Genomic DNA, 16,392 nt, shown 5'->3' on the forward strand with positions numbered 1-16,392 from the left:
GCGCCGGTCTATCCGGCTTTTACTTATTAGCTTTTCATCATTGATCTTTGATCAAATCATGATACGGTCAGCTGCATCGAATGACAAGGAGCACGTTTCGTGCCCTTGGGAGGCATTCGGTCGTCTGAACTGGGAGGAGTTTTGAATGGGTATCGGATCGAAAGCCCGGCGGTTTGCGCTGCTTGCCGGCATGGCTGTTTGCGTTCTTGGTACGTCCGCCGCCGAAGCGGCCGGAAAGCACAAGATATTTCTCAGCATGAGCTTCATCGGCAATGATTGGCAGGCCGAGGCCGCCAACATGGTCAAGGCGATGGCGTCGCACAAGAGCATGGCCGACAAGGTCGACCTCCAGGTCCAGGTTGCGGGGCCGAACGCACAGCGCCAGATCCAGCAGATCAATGCCATGGTCCAGGCAGGCGCCGAAGCCATCGTGATCTTCCCGATCTCGCCGACCGCGCTCAACCAGGTGGTGAAGAACGCCTGCGACAAGGGCGTGAAGGTGTTTGCCTACGATGCCGAGATCACGGAGCCTTGCGCCTACAACGTCCATATCGACCAGGAAGAGGCTGGCCGCGTAACGGCGGAGTGGCTGGTCAAGAAGCTCAATGGCAAGGGCAACATCATCGCGGTGACCGGCGTTCCCGGCACCTCGGTCGATGATCTGCGCACCAAGGCCGCGAAGGAGGTGTTTGCCAAGCATCCCGACATCAAGATCGTCGGCGAGGCTGTCGGCATGTGGAGCCAGGCGGTGGCCCGTACCGAACTCTCCAAGATATTGGCGACGCGCAGTTGGGACGACATCAACGGGCTGTGGATGCAGGTCGGCTGCTTCACCGCCAATTCCATGCAGCTCGAGGCCGGCAAAAAGGTCAGCGAACTCCTGCCTTGCGCCGGCGAGGGTTCCAATGGCGGGCGTATCCAGATGCTGCCGGAGGGCACGGAGGTCGAGGGCGCGACCTCTCCCTATGCGCCGCTCGGCGCGCCGCGCATTTCCTACGCGTCGCCGCCTTATTCCGGGGCGCTCGCTCTCAAGCTTGCGGTCGAGGCGCTTGAAGGCAAGGAGGTTGCCAAGAAGACGATCCTGCCGCTGCCGGTCGTCACCAACGAGACGATAAAGCTTTGCGACGAGGGCACCTGGGCGGAGATGAAGGCTGGTTGCAACGCGTTCAAACCGTCGCTGGTCTCGAACCCAGGCTGGTTCGCCTCGATCTTCTCCGACCAGACACCGGAAATCGGTCTCGCGGCCGCCCTTGTAGGCCAGCCCGAGGAGTAGGCCCTCCCGAAGTGGGTGTGGGGTGCTTGCGAGGCGCTCCACGCACCTTTCATGCAGGCCGGGACTGGGATCATGATGTCAGCGCATTCGACAGCTGTCGGCATACAGGGCGTCCGCAAGGCGTTTGGCGCAACAGTCGCCCTCGATGACGTTTCCTTCGAGATCGCTTCGGGCAGCGCGCATGCCTTGCTTGGCGAGAACGGTGCGGGCAAGTCCACGCTCGTCAAGCTGCTGTCGGGACTGGTGCGGCCCGACGAAGGGCAAATCACCGTTCTTGGTGAACCGGCGCCACTCGGTTCGCCGCGCGCCGCGCACGCCAAAGGCGTGCAGACAGCCTTCCAGGAAATGACGCTGGTGCGCGATCTCAGCGTTCTCGACAACATGCTGCTGCCCTACGCGCCTGTCGGCCCGATCGGCCTAATCAAGCGGTCGGCCGCGCGCAAGGCGGTGCGCCAGCACATTTCAGATCTCGGGTTTTCGGTCGATCTTGATGCCGAAGTGGCAACGCTCGATCTCGCCGTCCGCCAGAAGACCGAGATCGCGCGCGCGCTCTATCGCAAGCCGCGCATCCTCTTGCTCGACGAACCGACCTCGACGCTGTCGGGCGGCGATGTCGAATGGCTGGGCGGCATCATCGCGCGGCTGAAGGCGGCCGGTACGACGGTCGTGTTCATCACCCATCGCATGCGCGAGGTGCGGGCCTTCTGCGATACGCTGACCATTCTCAGGAACGGCCGCCATATCGTGACCGCACCGGCTGCCGATGTCCCGGATGGAGAAGTGATCGAAAAGATCATCGGTCGCAGCATCGCCCAGACCTTTCCGCCGAAACCCGAAAGCGAGGCCGTCTTCGGTCCGCCGGTGCTCGGCGTGCGCGATCTCAAGGCCGGCATAAAGCTCGACGGCGTCGATTTCGACCTGCGCAAGGGCGAGATTCTCGGCATTGCCGGGCTTCAGGGCATGGGGCAGCTCGACCTGTTCCTCGCCTGCTTCGGCATGGCCGAGATCGAGCGTGGCCATATCCTGGTCGACGGCCGCATGGTTTGGCTTGGATCGCCCGCCGATGCGCTCAAGCCCAACATGGCGATCGGGCTGGTACCGGAGGACCGCAAGACCGAAGGCCTGTTCCTGAAGCTCTCGGGCCGGCAGAACGTATCGCTGCCGGTCGTCGCGCGTTTTTCCCGATTTGGCCTGATCAGCAGGCACGAGGAGGCGCGGGCCGTACAGTCCGCCTTCTCGGCGGTCGAGGTCGACCGCCGCGCCATGTGGACGAGGGCGGGGGCGTTTTCGGGCGGTAACCAGCAGAAGATCGCCATCGCCAAATGGCTGGTCGCCGAAAGCCGCATCCTGCTGCTCTTCGACCCAACCCGCGGCATCGACGTCGGCACCAAGCACGAACTCTATGTGATGATGCGCGACTATGTGGCGGCCGGCGGCTCGATCCTTCTGCATTCAACCGAAATTCCCGAGCTGGTCCATCAATGCGACCGGGTGCTCGTCCTCTATGACGGTCGCCTGGTGGCGGAGCTTGCCGGCAACGACATCACGGAAGGCGCGATCATGCGACCGGCGCTGGGACACGGCGACTTGGTCCGGGAGGCGGCGGAATGAGCGTGACGAGTTTGCCCGCCGCGGCACCGGCCACGACATTGTCGCGGCTTCTCGCGCGGCACAGCGGCGCGATCATCGCGGCGATCGTCTTTGCGGTGCTCCTGCTTATCGTCGATCTGGTCAGTGCCGGGCGGCTCACCTATTTCGACATTTCGTTTCTCTCCAGCGGCGGCGCCACCTCGGCACTGGCGGCGATCGGCCAGACCGTGGTCATCCTGTCCGGCGGTTTCGACCTGTCCGCCGGCGCGGTGATCTCGCTGGTCAATGTCGTCCTGGCAAAAGGCATGGATCCGATGGCGACCGGCACCAGTGTCGCGCTGTGGACCTTGGCCGGAATTGGTGTCGGCATGCTGGTCGGCGCCTTCAACGGCTTCTTCATCGCCGTCCTGCGCATGCAGCCAATCGTCGTCACGCTGTCGACCATGTTCATCCTGCAGGGGGTAACGCTGCTGGTTATGGACAAGCCGGGCGGCTTCGTCTCTCCCGATCTTGGCGCCTTCTATCTCGGTGATGCCATCGCCGGCTGGATACCGATGCCGCTGGTGGTTATTGGTGTCGTCCTGCTCGGCTGGTTCTGGCTCAAAGGCACACGCTTCGGGACGGCTCTCTATGCGATCGGCAGCGATCCGGATGCGGCCGCATCGGTCGGCGTGCGCGTCGTTCTCGTGCGCTTCCTGGTCTACGTCGTAGCCGGCGGCTGCTACGGGCTTGCCGGCGTCTTCATCAGTGCCCAGACCGGCAGCGGCGATCCGCTGGTCGGCAACCCGTTGTTGCTGTCGATGTTCGCGGCGGTCGTCGTCGGCGGTACAAGGCTGGGCGGCGGTCAAGGTGGGCCGGTTGGCACTGTCTTTGGCGCCTACATACTGATGATGGTCGTCAACATCCTGCTCGTACTCAACGTCTCGGCCTATTATTCGACGATCGCCGAGGGCACAATCCTGATCCTTGCCGTGCTTGCCGGCTCGCTGTCGCATGGCTCCGTGCTCGCCCGCCAACTGCGTGCGCTACGGGCGCGGTTGGCCGCATGGCGCGCCGGAATGCTGCCCTCGCAGATCGATCGCACCGACCGGCGGCTGAGAATCGCGCGTGGCAGCACCGACGATCAGCAGGCGCCGCAGCCGGCCTTCCATATCCGCAATGCCGAGACGCTGCGTTATGCGCTGCCGGCCTATGTCTGCCTGGCCATCGTCGTGATCGTCACCCAGATCTGGCTCGGACGCGCCATTGTCAACGTCACCTACTGGAACTCGCTGTTCGTGCTGTCGAGCTTCCTCGCCATCCTCGCTCTTGGGCAAGGCAGCGTAATCCTCACCGGCGGGCTCGACCTGTCGGTGCCGTGGACGATCGGTCTCTCGGGCATCCTGCTTGCCGGCATGGTCAACGGCTCGGATGCTGCACTTGCCTATGCGCTGCCGGCGGTGCTGCTCATCGCTTGCCTGATCGGTCTTGCCAACGGCATCGGCATCGTCTTCCTCGGCATTTCGCCGATCGTGATGACGCTGGCCACCAACGGCGTTCTGCAAGGCGTCGCGCTGCTTTACTCGCAGGGTACGCCGGCCGGCTTCTCCTCGCCGATGCTGCGCTGGTTCATGACCGGGAAGGTATTCGTTGTGACGCCGGTGGTGCTGTTCATGATCGCCTTCGTCGTCTTTGCCGTGCTGCTGCTCGGCCGCACCGCTTTCGGCCGCCGGGTTTATGGCATCGGCAACAGCCTGCGCGCCGCCCAGCTCTCCGGCATCGCGGTCGGGCGCACGCTCATCCTCGTCTATGTGCTGTCGGCGGTCTGCGCGGGGCTCGTCGGCATCATGCTGACCGGCTTTTCCGGCCAGGCCAGCCTCGGCATGGGTGACGACTATCTGCTGCCCTCGATCGCCGTTGTCGTCGTCGGCGGTGCGCTGATCACCGGCGGGCGCGGCCATTATCTCGGCATGCTGGGCGGCGTGCTGCTTTTGACCGCGTTGCAGATGCTGCTCGCCGGCACGACGCTGCCTTACGCGACGCGGGCGATCCTGTTCGGGCTGGTGGTGCTCGGTGCCGTCATGGCGCTGCGCGAAAGGCGGATTCAGTGAAAGGAATGGAACGATGAGCTCAAGCGCACCGGCATCGGCGGACGAATTCCTGACCGGGCTCAAAGGCCAGCGCGTGCTGGTGACGGCGGGTGCCGGCGGCATCGGCTTTGCCATTGCAGAGACGCTGTCGAGGCTCGGCGCGCGTGTCGTGATCTGCGATATTTCCGACGAGGCGCTGGCCGCTGCTCCAGAGAGAATTACGCTCGCCGCCGCAGTCAAAGCCGACGTCTCGCGCGACGACGATGTCGACCGGCTGTTCGAGACCGTCAAGGAGAAGCTCGGCGGGCTCGACGCCCTGATCAACAATGCCGGCATTGCCGGGCCGACCGGCGGGGTCGATGAGATCGATCCGGCAGACTGGCGGCGCTGCATAGACATTTGCCTGACCGGCCAGTTCCTGTGCGCGCGGCGTGCCGTGCCGCTGATCAAGGCGGCGGGCGGGGGCTCGATCGTCTCAATGTCTTCCGCCGCCGGCCGCCATGGCTACGCGTTCCGCACGCCGTATTCGGCTGCCAAGTTCGGCGTTGTCGGCCTGACCCAGAGTCTTGCCAAGGAACTCGGACCCCATGGGATCAGGGTCAACGCCATCTTGCCCGGCATCATCGAAGGGCCGCGCATCGACAAGGTCATTGCCGACCGGGCAAAGCAATTAGGCGTTTCAAACGAGGAGATGACACGACGCTATCTGCAGAACATCTCGCTGCGCCGCATGACCAGCCCATACGATGTCGCGGCGATGGTGGCTTTTCTGCTTTCCAATGCGGGCGTCAACATTTCCGGCCAGTCGCTCGGCGTCGACGGCAACGTTGAGACACTCTGAGGGGGAGATCATGGCGAAGGTAGCAATTGTCGGAAGCGGCTTCATCGGGCGAGCGTGGGCGATCAGCTTCGCTCGTGCAGGCCATGATGTGCGCATGTGGGACCAGGCGCCGGCCGCGGCCAGCGGTGCGCGCGACTATATCGCTGGCGTGCTCGGCGACCTTGCCGCCAACGATTTGCTGCGGGGACAGGCGGTCGATGCCGTGCTTGGCCGCATCACCATTGTGGAGGAGCTTGGCGAGGCCCTGGCCGATGCCGTCCACGTCCAGGAGAACACGCCGGAAAACCTCGAGGTGAAGCGGGAAGTGTTCTCCCGGATCGACGCAATTGCCGGTCCGCAGGCGGTGATCGCCAGTTCCACCTCGGCGCTGTTGCCGTCGAAATTCACCGATCATCTTGAGGGGCGCCATCGCTGCCTCGTCGTGCACCCGATCAATCCGCCCTATCTCATCCCGGCGGCGGAAGTCGTGCCGGCGCCATGGACCTCCGCCGAAACGGTGGAAAGGACCCGCGCCTTTCTTGTCGAGGCGGGCCACGCGCCGCTGGTGATGAAGCGCGAACTCGACGGCTTCATCATGAACCGCCTGCAAGGCGCGCTGTTGGAGGAGGCGTTCCGGCTCGTCGCCGACGGCTATGCCAGGGTCGAGGACGTCGACACGGGCCTGCGCGACGGGCTGGCGCTGCGCTGGTCGTTCATGGGTCCGTTCGAAACGATCGACCTCAACGCGCCCGGTGGTGTGCGCGACTATGTGGAGCGCTATCAGGCGATCTATTCCAACATCTTCCCGCAGATGCTGCGTCGGGTCGACTGGGCCGGCGAGGTCATGGAAACGGTCGAGGCCGAGCGCCGCAAGCGGCTGCCGCGAGAAGAACTCAGCGAACGGCAGGTCTGGCGCGACCGCCGGCTGATGGCGCTGGCGGCGCACAAGAAAAAGTCGGATCAGGAGTTTGGACGATGACGCAAACAAGCCGCAAGCCCGGCGCCCAGCAACCCAGCGGCAAGGTCATCATCACCTGCGCGGTGACGGGGGCGATCCACACGCCTGCCATGTCGCCCTATCTGCCGATCACGCCGGACCAGATCGCCTCGGAGGCGATTGCGGCGGCGGAGGCTGGTGCGGCGATCCTGCATCTGCATGCCCGCGACCCCGAGACCGGCAAGCCCGACCAGACGCCGGAGGCGTTCGCGCGTTTCCTGCCGCGCGTCAAGCAAGGCACCAATGCCGCCATCAACATCACCACCGGCGGCAGTCCCTACATGAAGGTGGAGGAGCGTGTGCGCCCCGCCGCCCAGTTCAAGCCGGAAGTCGCCTCGCTCAACATGGGGTCGATCAATTTCGGGCTCTATCACCTCGTAGACAAATACGAAACGTTCAAGTTCGACTGGGAAAGGCCGCACCTGGAAGCGACGCGTGACCTGGTCTTCCGCAACTCGTTCAAGGACATCGAATACATATTGGCGACCTGCTACGACAATGGCACGCGCTTCGAGTTCGAGTGCTACGACATCGCCCATCTGTATAACCTCTCCCACTTCGCCGATCGCGGACTGGTGAAACCGCCGTTCTTCGTGCAGTCCGTGTTCGGCCTGCTCGGCGGCATCGGCGCGCACCCGGAAGACGTTGCCCATATGAAGCGCACCGCCGACCGGCTGTTCGGCGATCAGTTTCGCTGGTCGGTGCTGGGTGCGGGCGCCAGCCAGTTGCGCATAGCCGCGCAATCGGCAGCGCTTGGCGGCAATATTCGCGTTGGGCTCGAAGACAGTCTGTGGGCCGGCAAGGGCAGGCTTGCCAAGTCAAATGCCGAGCAGGTGGTGCTTGCCCGCAAGATCATCGAAGGCCTCGGCATGGAAGTGGCAACGCCCGAAGAGGCGCGCGAAATCCTGTCATTGAAGGGCGGCGACCAGGTCGCGTTCTGACCGGTTTCTGCAAGGTTCGAACAGAGGAGGACGGCATGAAGATCGAAGTCGTGGTGGACGTGAAGACCACGCTGGGCGAGGGACCGCTGTGGGACGTTGAACAGGAGCGCCTCTATTGGATCGACAGTTTCGACGGGCGTGTGTTTCGGGCGACCGCCGACGGCCGCGAGATCCGTTGCTGGGACGTGCCGATGAAGATCGGTTCGATGGCATTGCGCAAGGACGGCGGTGGCGCGGTGGTATCGCTGCAGCGCGGTTTCCATCTGCTTGATTTCGCCACCGGCGAGGTGACGCCGATTCACGATCCGGAGCCGGACAGGCCGATGAACCGGCTCAATGACGGCAAGGTCGATCGGCGCGGCCGCTTCTTTGCCGGCTCAATGGACACGATGGAAGAGGGACCCTCCGGCGGGCTCTACCGGCTCGATCCGGATTTCTCCGTTACCAGAATAGATTCCGGCATCATCTGCTCGAACGGTCCGTGCTGGAGCCCGGACGACCGCACCTTCTATTTCGCCGACACCTGGACCGGCGAGATCTGGGCCTACGACTATAATATCGAAACGGGTGCCGCCAACAACCGGCGCACCTTCACCCGCGTCGATACCAGCCGGGGAGGGGCGGCTGACGGCTCGACCGTCGATGCGGAAGGATTCCTGTGGAACGCGCTGGTCTATGACGGCAGGCTGGTGCGTTACGCGCCCGACGGCAGCGTTGATCGCATCATCGACATGCCCGTCAAGAAGATCACCAGCGTCATGTTCGGCGGGCCGAAGCTCGACACCCTGTACGTCACTTCGATGGCCAAGCCGCCGCTGCCGCGCTTTCCAAGCGACGGTGTCTTGCGCGGCAGCCTTTTTGCCATCACCGGCCTGGGTGCAACGGGAGTTCCGGAGCCAAGATTTGCCGCATAAATCGGTGCTTAATGGCGATCATCCTCCCCGCCTCTTGGTGCCACCCCAACCTCCCGCCGCAGGGCAACCGGCGCTGGAAGCTCGTGCCGTGCGGTTCTGGCGTGGGGTCGTGTCAGGAACTAAGAGCACCAATGGCGGCAGCACGGCAGGCGCTGCGCGAGCCATCACCAGTCCCGTGTTGAGGGCATGTGGGTTTCCGCCATCAACCGCTTCGTCATCGACCACAAGCTGCACGGATAGCGGTCTCGTCCAGTTCAACGCGATCGAGTGGCTCGGCACCGATCGCGACAAAGATTGCAGTTTTCATTCTCAAATTTCCTCTGATCAGGTTCGGCAACATGCCGGACTTGAGCATTGGATCAGGCGACGGACGCGAATGCGGAAAGGCCGCGTGCAATATTTTTCGACCGATTTGTTGCGGTGGATGCGGCGTCCATTCTCGGGTCGCAAAGTCCATCGATGACGGAGAGATGGCTAGGCCGGTTCGTTCGGCGCCGCGCAAATCGTCGAGGGCGCCGCATAGGCGCCCCGCATCTGCTCATTTCTCGGCGACGATCGCAGCGGTCGACCAGGCGCGCGCCGTCGCCGCGATGACTGCGAGCGTTGCCGTGGTTCCGTCCGCCTCGCCTTTTTCAAAGTCGCCTTCACTCCGCGCCATGGCATTGGTTACATGCGCGAAGCAGACGACCGACCGTTTCATCGCGGTTGCAAACGCATACAGGGCGGCAGCCTCCATTTCCACGGCAAACGCGCCCAGCTCCCGTGCAGACGCAATCGCGATCTCGGTTTCGCGATAGGGCGCATCCGTCGTCCAGGTCGCACCGCGATGGACAGTGACGCCGGAAAGACCCGACAAAGCCCTCTCGATGCGAGCGAGAAGCCCTGCGTCGGGGGCTTCGGCGAAGGTCGCTGGCGGAAGATAGTGGTAGCTCGTGCCCTCGTCGCGCAGGGCGCGATCGATCAGCACGAAGTAGGGCGTCGCTCCGTTGTCGGTGACCTGGCCAGCGGACGTAACGCTGACGAGCAGGCGGCAGCCCGACGCAAAAAGCTGCTCGGCCACGAGCACTGCAAAGGGAGCGCCCACCGCGCAGCCGATGATGCCGATCTCGCCGATGTCGTCGAGATCGAAGGCAAGAAGCTCGGTGTGGTAGCAGGCCCACCCCTCATGGATTCGTCCCGTGCCCGTTCGTCTGAGGTGCCGCACCACGTCGCCATCGGGATCGAGGACACACACTGGAGGAACGGCGATGAGCGGCAGTCCCTTCTGTCGACGCGCTTCGCGCAGCAGAGCCTCCGGCCGGAACACGGAGGGAGACGCATGGTCGTTGCCGTTCACGATCGGCCACGCCGCGCCCCTCTCTTCCCGTTTCGCCTGCTTTTCGATCCATGGGACTAGCGCGTGTGTCTCGTTTCAGCCAACCGCTTCGACCGGCAGCCCTGCAGCCTTCCATTCGGGATAGCCGTCCTCAAGCCGACGGACGAGATAACCCCGCTCTCGCAAGGCGGCGACCGCTTCGAACGAGAGAACGCAATAAGGGCCGCGGCAATAGGCGATCACTTCCCGATCTGCCGGAAGCTCGCCCAGGCGGCGCTCCAGCTCGGCCAGCGGGATGTTGAGGGCGCCCGGGAGATGTCCGACCGCAAACTCGTCCTCCGGCCGCACGTCGAGAACCGTGACCGCCCCGTCATGCAGCCTCGAGACCAGGTCTTCGCGCGACACCGGCTCCAGCGCATCGCGCGCACGAAAGTAGTCGGCCATCACGCGGTCGACCTCGGCCACGTTTCGCTCGCCGACACGGCCGAGCGCCTTGATCAGTGCCACCACCTCGGCATCACCGGCGAGGTTGTAGAGCACATGCTTGCCGCGGCGCGCCGTCTCGACGAGGCGCGCGCGCCGCAGGATCTGCAGGTGGCGCGACGTGTTGGCGAAGCTCAGGCGGGTTCGCGCGGAGAGTTCCTCGACGCTGCGCACTCCTTGCGCCAGGTGCTCCAGAAGCTCGAGCCGGTGGGCATGGCCGAGCGCCTGCGCCACCTCGGCGAGGCTTTCGTAGATCGCTTGTTTCGGTCCGATGCTTGACACGGCAGCTCCTCAGTGAAACAGTCAGCGGAATGATTGAATGTTTCTAACCCTTCGCAGCAGGGAGTGCAACCCCATGATCCTTCGCCAATTCCTCCACACAGATCCGGTCGGCATCTCCTATCTTTTCGGCTGTGGCGGCAAGTCGGCCGCAGCCGTCGTCGATCCAGTCGGCGACATCAAGCCTTACCTGCGCGCAGCTGAAGACGCCGGCATGCGCATTCATTTCGTCATCGACACGCATGTTCACGCCGACCATCTCTCCGCCGGCCGCGCGCTCGCCGAGGCTACCGGTGCGGAGTACGTGCTGTCGACCGAGGCGGACGTCTCGTTCCCGTTCAGAGGAGTACGCGACGGCGACGTCCTCCCGCTCGGCAACGTGAGCGCGACGGTCATGCATACGCCCGGGCACACGCCTGAGCACATCTGCCTGCTCGTGAGCGACCGCACGCGGGCCGCCGAGCCCTGGTTTGTGTTGACCGGCCACACTCTGATGGTCGGCGATCTCGGCCGCACCGAGCTAGCGGTCAGCGCCGAAGAAGGTGCCAAAGACCTCTTCCGGAGCGCCGGCCGCCTCAAGGCTCTTCCCGACCATGTCGAAGTCCTTTCCGGGGCCTATGCCGGCTCGGTCTGCGGCCGGCGTTTGAGCGGCAAGCCCTGGTCTACCATCGGCTTCGAGAAGCGCCATAACGAGGCCTTCGGAATCGAGGACGAGGCCGAGTTCATCTGCTTCATGCTCGCCGAGATTCCGCCGGCCCCGCCGCAGGCCGCGCAGATCAGGACCGCCAATTCCAGCCACACGGCTGCCGCGGCCTGACCGATGAGAGTGGCAAAATCGGATTCTCGGTCGGCGAGCTCGGCAGTCAGGCTGGGCCTTAGAGAGAACTGGCCGCAGTTCGCGCTGCTCATCCTGATCAACGCCTTCGTTGGCGGCATGGTCGGGATCGAGCGCACCGTTGTGCCGCTCATCGGCGCCGAGGAGTTCCACATCACCTCGACGACGCTCGTCGTCTCCTTCATCATCAGCTTCGGCCTGGTGAAGGCCTTTGCCAATCTCGTCTCCGGGCAACTCGCCGATATCTGGGGCCGCAAGCGCGTTCTCGTCCTCGGCTGGCTTGTTGGCCTGCCGGTTCCCTTCATGATTATCTGGGCGCCGAACTGGGAATGGGTCATCGCCGCCAACGCGCTTCTCGGCATCAACCAGGGGCTTGCCTGGTCGATGACGGTGATCATGAAGGTCGATCTCGTCGGACCGAAGTCGCGCGGCTTGGCCGTCGGCCTCAATGAGTTCGCCGGCTATCTCGCCGTCGGCGTGACCGCGTTTCTGACTGGCTATGTCGCCTCGCGATATGGCTTGCGCCCGGCGCCGATCTATCTCGGCATCGGCTATGCAATGCTGGGAGCCGCGTTGTCGATCCTGCTGGTGCGCGATACGCGAGACCATGTCCGGCTGGAGGCCTCCTCGCACACGCAGAAGGCTGCGCCGATCCGTTTCCGGGAAGTCTTCGCGCTCACGTCGTTCAAGGACCGTAATCTCTTCGCCGCCTCGCAGGCCGGCCTCGTCAACAACCTTAATGACGGCATGAGCTGGGGTATCTTCCCGCTGTTCTTCGCCTCCTTCGGCCTCGGCGTCGAGCGCATCGGCATTTTGAAGGCGATCTATCCCGCGACGTGGGGCATCCTGCAGATTGCAACCGGCCCGTTGAGCGACCGTTGGGGCCGCAAGGGCCTGATCGTCGCCGGCATGTGGGTGCAAGCCGCGGGCCTATTCCTCACGGCCGCAACGCGCCAGTTCGAGTGGTGGCTCGTCGGCAGCCTCCTTCTTGGCCTCGGCACCGCCATGGTCTATCCGAGCTTGATCGCCGCCGTCTCCGACGCCTCGCATCCGACCTGGCGCGCCCGCTCGCTGAGCGTCTACCGCTTCTGGCGCGACCTCGGCTACGCGATCGGCGCGCTCTCCGCCGGGCTCATCGCCGATCGCTTCGGTTTTTCGTGGGCGATCGCTTCGATTGCCGCCCTGACATTTCTCTCGGGGTTGGTCGTGGCCGTCGCGATGCGCGAACCCGCTCTCTCTCTCGCGCGTCTTCGATGCCGCATCCATCCTCGAGGCGGGCAACCTGACGATGATAGCAGATCGAAGTCCGACTGGCCGAGCAGTTGATCCGGCGCAAATTCGCCGCGCTGCTTTTGACCTAGACTGCGGTTCAAATCGCGACCGCGACTTGCCGGTTTTTGCGTTTGGAAGCCGCAGCCGCAAGCGGGTTGGAACGGGTTCCGCTGAGCTCTGCACAAGAAGGAGGTTCCCATGACGTTGACTGCACTATCACGCGCGACTGCGTTAGCTGCCACCATCGCCACCGGCATGACGGCCGCAGACGCCGGGCAAACAACCGCCGTCGACCCGCACCACCCCGATTCGAGGACTGCACAGGCCACCCCACCTGCTGAGCCTGGAGATGCGGCGGGACAGGACCAAGGAGCACAGCCCGCTCAGCCCGGCGGGATGCCTCCTGGAATGATGGGCCAAGGCATGATGGGTCAAGGCATGATGGGTCAAGGGATGATGGGAGGCATGCCAATGATGCGCATGCACGGGCACATGATGAAGATCATGTTCGCCATTGCCGACACGAACGGCGACGGCGGGCTTTCCTTCGAGGAGATTACGACCATCCAAAAGCGAATCTTCGACAAGGTCGACGCAGACAAGGACGGCAAAGTGACGCCCGAGGAGGTTCAGACCTTCATGCGGGAGTAGCCGCACGACGGGCGCGGGCGAGCTTCGCGGCCGCGCCGCCCATCCAATGCTGATCCATGATGAAGGTTCTGGTTCCGATATTCGTCGCTGCGGGCGCGGTCCTCGCGCCAAATGCTCTGTGGGCTCAGGCACTTTCGGACGCCGAACGATACGCACGGGGGGCCTCATATGATGGGGTGGGGTGGAGGCTGGCCCATGATTTTCGGGCCGCTGTTCATGATCCTCTTTCTCGCTGTGCTGATCGCGGCCGGGTCCTTCTCGTCCGCTGGGTCGGCGGCCCGTGAAGACAACGGCGCCACCGCATCACACGCTGCTGGGCCGCACGCCGCTCGACATTCTCAAAGAGCGCTTTGCGCGCGGCGAGATCGACAAATAGAGTTCGAGGAGCGGCGCCGCGTTCTCGGCGAATAGGGCGGGCTCGTCGCACGGCTGATGGTTGCGGAAGTCGCCTTTTGATGGAGGCGCATTCGAAGAACCGAAGAAAGGGACACCTGTGCAGATCCTGTTCATCCTGAATGACCCGCCCTATGGCACCGAGCGGTGTTACAACGGCCTGCGCCTGGCTCTTGCTCTCATCAAGAACGAGCGCGGAACCGGAGTCACAGTGTTCCTGATGGCCGACGCCGTGGTGGCCGCAAAGGCGGGTCAGAAGACTGCCGACGGCTACTACAATGTCGAGTGCATGCTGAAGGGGGCAATTGCCGGCAAGGGGCAGATCTTGCTGTGTGGCACTTGCATGGACGCGCGCGGCCTGACTGAAGCCGATGTCATGGCTGATGCAAGCCGCAGTACAATGAATGAACTCGCGGCCGCCATCATCGCCGCCGACAAAGTACTGGTGTTCTGATCCGATGGCTCAGATCTATCTCGACTACAACGCCAGCACGCCGATCGATCCGGCGGTGGCAACGGCAATGCAACCCTTCCTCGACGAAGCCTTTGGCAATCCGTCCAGCGGCCATTGGGCGAGCACCCCGGCAAAGGCCGCACTGGAGCGCGCCCGCGGCCAGGTCGCCACGCTGCTCGGCGCGGCGCCCGACGAGATCGTGTTCACAAGCGGCGGCAGCGAGGCCAATAACCTTGCCATCAAGGGCACGTTCTTCGCGCTCAAGCACAAGGGCGAGCACATCATCACCACCGCCGGTCGAGCACCCCGCCGTTCTCGCCCCCCCTGTCGGTTTCTCGAGCGCCTTGGCGCGACGGTGACCTATCTGCCCGTCGGCTCGACGGGTGGGGTCGATCCCGAAGCCGTGCGCCGTGCCATCACCCCGCGCGCCGTCCTGATAAGCGTGATGCACGCCAACAACGAGGTCGGCACGATCCAGCCGATCGAGGACATCAGCGCCATCGCCCGGGAGCACGACATCCGCGTTCATACGGACGCCGCGCAATCGGTCGGCAAAATTCCGATTAGGGTCGATGCACTCGGCGTCGATCTGCTCACGATCGCCGGTCATAAGCTTTACGCACCGAAGGGTGTGGGCGCCCTCTATGTCCGCCGAGGTGTCGAGTTGGAGCCCCTGATCCACGGCGCCGGCCACGAGCAAGGCCGGCGCGCCGGCACCGAGAGCGCACTGCTCGCTGTCGGCCTCGGCGCGGCCTGCATCTTGGCGCAGGACCTCGCGCCAATGGAACGCGTCCAGGCTCTGCGCGATCGCGCAGAAAAATACAACCGCCTTGCGGCGCTTAAAGCCCGCTTCGATCCTTCAAATCTCTTCCGGCTGAACCAGAATATTGAACCGACGCCTTCACTCGTTGCGGGCATCGAAGAGCAGGTCGCACGCGGCCCCGCCGATGATCGCGTAGTGATCCTCATGTTGGGCGAAATGCTCCCGGAACTTCTCGATGCCGGTTACCATGCGATGTTCTCCAACAGATGTTCTGCCGCCATGGAGACACGCTCGTCACGGTGGTCCCTGAACTGCGCATAAAGTGACAGCGGGTCCACGGTGTCGGTATCAGACAAGGCGGCAGGGTCGTACGACCATGTTTCGATGACGAGATCGGCTTGATCGCGGGAGGTTTCAACGAAGCCGGAGGCTTGCGCGATGGCTTTCCAGTTGCCGGCAGCGACGGCGTAGGTAATTATCGACGGCCGGGACAAATCGGTCAGCGCGGCAAGCGCCCATTCGCCCCCCTGCTTGAGCGGTGCCTGGGAGTGATCGCCTCGGACGAATTTCACCGCGCGTACCGGGCTGCGGAGGAGATCGCGCGCTGCCTCGAACAACTGGCGTCCTTCCGCCTTGAATCGGATGTGTCTTTCCTTGCCGTGCTTTTCGGTGCGTGCGAGGCCCGATGCAGCCAGATCGTCGAAAGCACGACCGATCGACATTGCCGAGTAGCGCAGTCGCGCGGCAATGAGCGACGGGATCATCGCCTTGTCGGCGTGCCGCAAGAGATGGTCGAACAACACAGCTTGCGCCGCCGGTGATAGACCGTCGTCATGCCGCTGTCTGGGGGCCCGAAAATGCTCACGCAAATCCATGGCGAGGTCAGGGATGTAGAGCTGGTTCCCGGGAACGACGAATGGGACGCGTTGACCGATCAGGCGTGCGCGGTTGTGTGCACTCAGTGATGGAGCAGCGAATATGACGATTGCGTCAATCGAGTTGCGGACCAAACCGACGTGCTTGGTAATGTCGGAAGGGGTAGCGGCACTGTCCAAGGCGGCAAGGAAGACGCACCGTCTTCCCGCTATCCGCGCTTCGTAGAAATGGTAGGCCCGATCGAGGAATGAAGGAAGGTTTTGTGGGGCTGTAGATTCCTGAACCCGAACTTGGTCATGAAGCGTATCTCCGAGATAGCGCTCAAGCGTCTCGGCGAACGCTCCTTCAGTGCTGATCCGGTCACGTTCTAACATTGATCTGCACGCTAACCTCGTTAGTGTTATTATGCAAGTGTGATGTTAGAAGCAAATCAGGCAGCAGCTCCGTCCTATGGGGATTACATGACC

The 16,392-nt window shown here is 63.6% G+C and carries 15 protein-coding genes; 12 read left to right on the forward strand and 3 right to left on the reverse strand.

Annotation, left to right across the window (positions count from 1 at the left end; translation table 11 throughout):
• Nucleotides 1-145 precede the first annotated feature (145 nt).
• The 7 genes from NKJ23_RS04655 to NKJ23_RS04685 all read left to right on the forward strand — a co-directional run bounded on the left by NKJ23_RS04655 (nt 146) and on the right by NKJ23_RS04685 (nt 8,604).
• Nucleotides 146-1,273 (forward strand): sugar ABC transporter substrate-binding protein, encoded by a 1,128-nt coding sequence (locus NKJ23_RS04655; RefSeq protein WP_352678599.1) that lies wholly within the window; start codon nt 146-148, stop codon nt 1,271-1,273.
• Between the two features lie 72 nt (nt 1,274-1,345).
• Nucleotides 1,346-2,884: a sugar ABC transporter ATP-binding protein gene (locus tag NKJ23_RS04660; protein WP_502902488.1), complete on the forward strand. Its 1,539-nt coding sequence runs from the start codon at nt 1,346-1,348 to the stop codon at nt 2,882-2,884.
• Nucleotides 2,881-4,953: an ABC transporter permease gene (locus tag NKJ23_RS04665; protein ID WP_352678602.1), complete on the forward strand. Its 2,073-nt coding sequence runs from the start codon at nt 2,881-2,883 to the stop codon at nt 4,951-4,953. Before NKJ23_RS04660 ends, NKJ23_RS04665 begins: the two co-directional genes overlap by 4 nt.
• A 13-nt stretch (nt 4,954-4,966) precedes the next feature.
• Complete coding sequence (locus NKJ23_RS04670; RefSeq protein WP_352678605.1) at nt 4,967-5,773, forward strand: SDR family oxidoreductase; 807 nt, start codon at nt 4,967-4,969, stop codon at nt 5,771-5,773.
• A 10-nt stretch (nt 5,774-5,783) separates the two neighbouring features.
• Nucleotides 5,784-6,731 carry a 3-hydroxyacyl-CoA dehydrogenase gene (locus tag NKJ23_RS04675; RefSeq protein WP_352678607.1) on the forward strand — a complete coding sequence of 316 codons (948 nt, stop codon included), beginning with the start codon at nt 5,784-5,786 and terminating at the stop codon, nt 6,729-6,731.
• Nucleotides 6,728-7,690, forward strand: a complete 963-nt coding sequence (kce, locus tag NKJ23_RS04680) for a 3,5-dioxohexanoate:acetyl-CoA acetone transferase (protein WP_352678610.1) — start codon at nt 6,728-6,730, stop codon at nt 7,688-7,690. The genes NKJ23_RS04675 and kce overlap by 4 nt, the downstream gene beginning before the upstream one ends.
• Before the next feature lie 35 nt (nt 7,691-7,725).
• On the forward strand, nt 7,726-8,604 hold the full coding sequence (locus tag NKJ23_RS04685) for an SMP-30/gluconolactonase/LRE family protein (RefSeq protein ID WP_023678683.1): 879 nt from the start codon (nt 7,726-7,728) through the stop codon (nt 8,602-8,604).
• Nucleotides 8,605-9,142: 538 nt separating this feature from the next.
• On the opposite strand, the gene NKJ23_RS04690 is transcribed toward NKJ23_RS04685, so the two are convergent.
• Entirely contained in the window at nt 9,143-9,940 is a 798-nt protein-coding gene (locus NKJ23_RS04690; RefSeq protein ID WP_352678613.1) for a nucleoside phosphorylase, read from the reverse strand.
• Nucleotides 9,941-10,015: 75 nt separating this feature from the next.
• Nucleotides 10,016-10,684, reverse strand: coding sequence for an ArsR/SmtB family transcription factor (locus NKJ23_RS04695; protein WP_352644317.1), 669 nt, complete (start codon nt 10,682-10,684; stop codon nt 10,016-10,018).
• A 73-nt stretch (nt 10,685-10,757) separates the two neighbouring features.
• Here NKJ23_RS04695 and NKJ23_RS04700 point away from each other — a divergent pair, with 73 nt between their 5' ends.
• From NKJ23_RS04700 to NKJ23_RS04720, 5 genes are all read left to right on the forward strand, one after another.
• Nucleotides 10,758-11,498, forward strand: a complete 741-nt coding sequence (locus NKJ23_RS04700; RefSeq protein WP_352644315.1) for an MBL fold metallo-hydrolase — start codon at nt 10,758-10,760, stop codon at nt 11,496-11,498.
• Nucleotides 11,499-11,501: 3 nt separating this feature from the next.
• Nucleotides 11,502-12,842, forward strand: coding sequence for an MFS transporter (locus NKJ23_RS04705; RefSeq protein ID WP_352678616.1), 1,341 nt, complete (start codon nt 11,502-11,504; stop codon nt 12,840-12,842).
• A 144-nt stretch (nt 12,843-12,986) separates the two neighbouring features.
• Entirely contained in the window at nt 12,987-13,439 is a 453-nt protein-coding gene (locus tag NKJ23_RS04710) for an EF-hand domain-containing protein (protein WP_352678619.1), read from the forward strand.
• A gap of 493 nt (nt 13,440-13,932) precedes the next feature.
• Entirely contained in the window at nt 13,933-14,286 is a 354-nt protein-coding gene (locus NKJ23_RS04715) for a DsrE/DsrF/TusD sulfur relay family protein (protein WP_352678622.1), read from the forward strand.
• Nucleotides 14,287-14,290: 4 nt separating this feature from the next.
• A complete protein-coding gene (locus NKJ23_RS04720; protein WP_352678624.1) occupies nt 14,291-15,370 on the forward strand; it encodes a cysteine desulfurase family protein in 1,080 nt (359 codons plus the stop codon).
• On the opposite strand, the gene NKJ23_RS04725 is transcribed toward NKJ23_RS04720, so the two are convergent.
• Nucleotides 15,292-16,299 carry a hypothetical protein gene (locus NKJ23_RS04725; protein ID WP_352678627.1) on the reverse strand — a complete coding sequence of 336 codons (1,008 nt, stop codon included), beginning with the start codon at nt 16,297-16,299 and terminating at the stop codon, nt 15,292-15,294. The genes NKJ23_RS04720 and NKJ23_RS04725 overlap by 79 nt on opposite strands.
• Nucleotides 16,300-16,392 lie beyond the last annotated feature (93 nt).

Source organism: Mesorhizobium sp. M0184 (genome assembly GCF_040322215.1).
Taxonomy (GTDB): domain Bacteria; phylum Pseudomonadota; class Alphaproteobacteria; order Rhizobiales; family Rhizobiaceae; genus Mesorhizobium.

Bases quoted from the DNA above. Each gene is read 5' to 3' on its own strand.
- NKJ23_RS04655 (WP_352678599.1), top strand. From the start codon at position 146: ATGGGTATCGGATCGAAAGCCCGGCGGTTTGCGCTGCTTGCCGGCATG.
- NKJ23_RS04660 (WP_502902488.1), top strand. From the start codon at position 1,346: ATGATGTCAGCGCATTCGACAGCTGTCGGCATACAGGGCGTCCGCAAG.
- NKJ23_RS04665 (WP_352678602.1), top strand. From the start codon at position 2,881: ATGAGCGTGACGAGTTTGCCCGCCGCGGCACCGGCCACGACATTGTCG.
- NKJ23_RS04670 (WP_352678605.1), top strand. From the start codon at position 4,967: ATGAGCTCAAGCGCACCGGCATCGGCGGACGAATTCCTGACCGGGCTC.
- NKJ23_RS04675 (WP_352678607.1), top strand. From the start codon at position 5,784: ATGGCGAAGGTAGCAATTGTCGGAAGCGGCTTCATCGGGCGAGCGTGG.
- kce (WP_352678610.1), top strand. From the start codon at position 6,728: ATGACGCAAACAAGCCGCAAGCCCGGCGCCCAGCAACCCAGCGGCAAG.
- NKJ23_RS04685 (WP_023678683.1), top strand. From the start codon at position 7,726: ATGAAGATCGAAGTCGTGGTGGACGTGAAGACCACGCTGGGCGAGGGA.
- NKJ23_RS04700 (WP_352644315.1), top strand. From the start codon at position 10,758: ATGATCCTTCGCCAATTCCTCCACACAGATCCGGTCGGCATCTCCTAT.
- NKJ23_RS04705 (WP_352678616.1), top strand. From the start codon at position 11,502: ATGAGAGTGGCAAAATCGGATTCTCGGTCGGCGAGCTCGGCAGTCAGG.
- NKJ23_RS04710 (WP_352678619.1), top strand. From the start codon at position 12,987: ATGACGTTGACTGCACTATCACGCGCGACTGCGTTAGCTGCCACCATC.
- NKJ23_RS04720 (WP_352678624.1), top strand. From the start codon at position 14,291: ATGGCTCAGATCTATCTCGACTACAACGCCAGCACGCCGATCGATCCG.
- NKJ23_RS04725 (WP_352678627.1), bottom strand. From the start codon at position 16,299: ATGTTAGAACGTGACCGGATCAGCACTGAAGGAGCGTTCGCCGAGACG.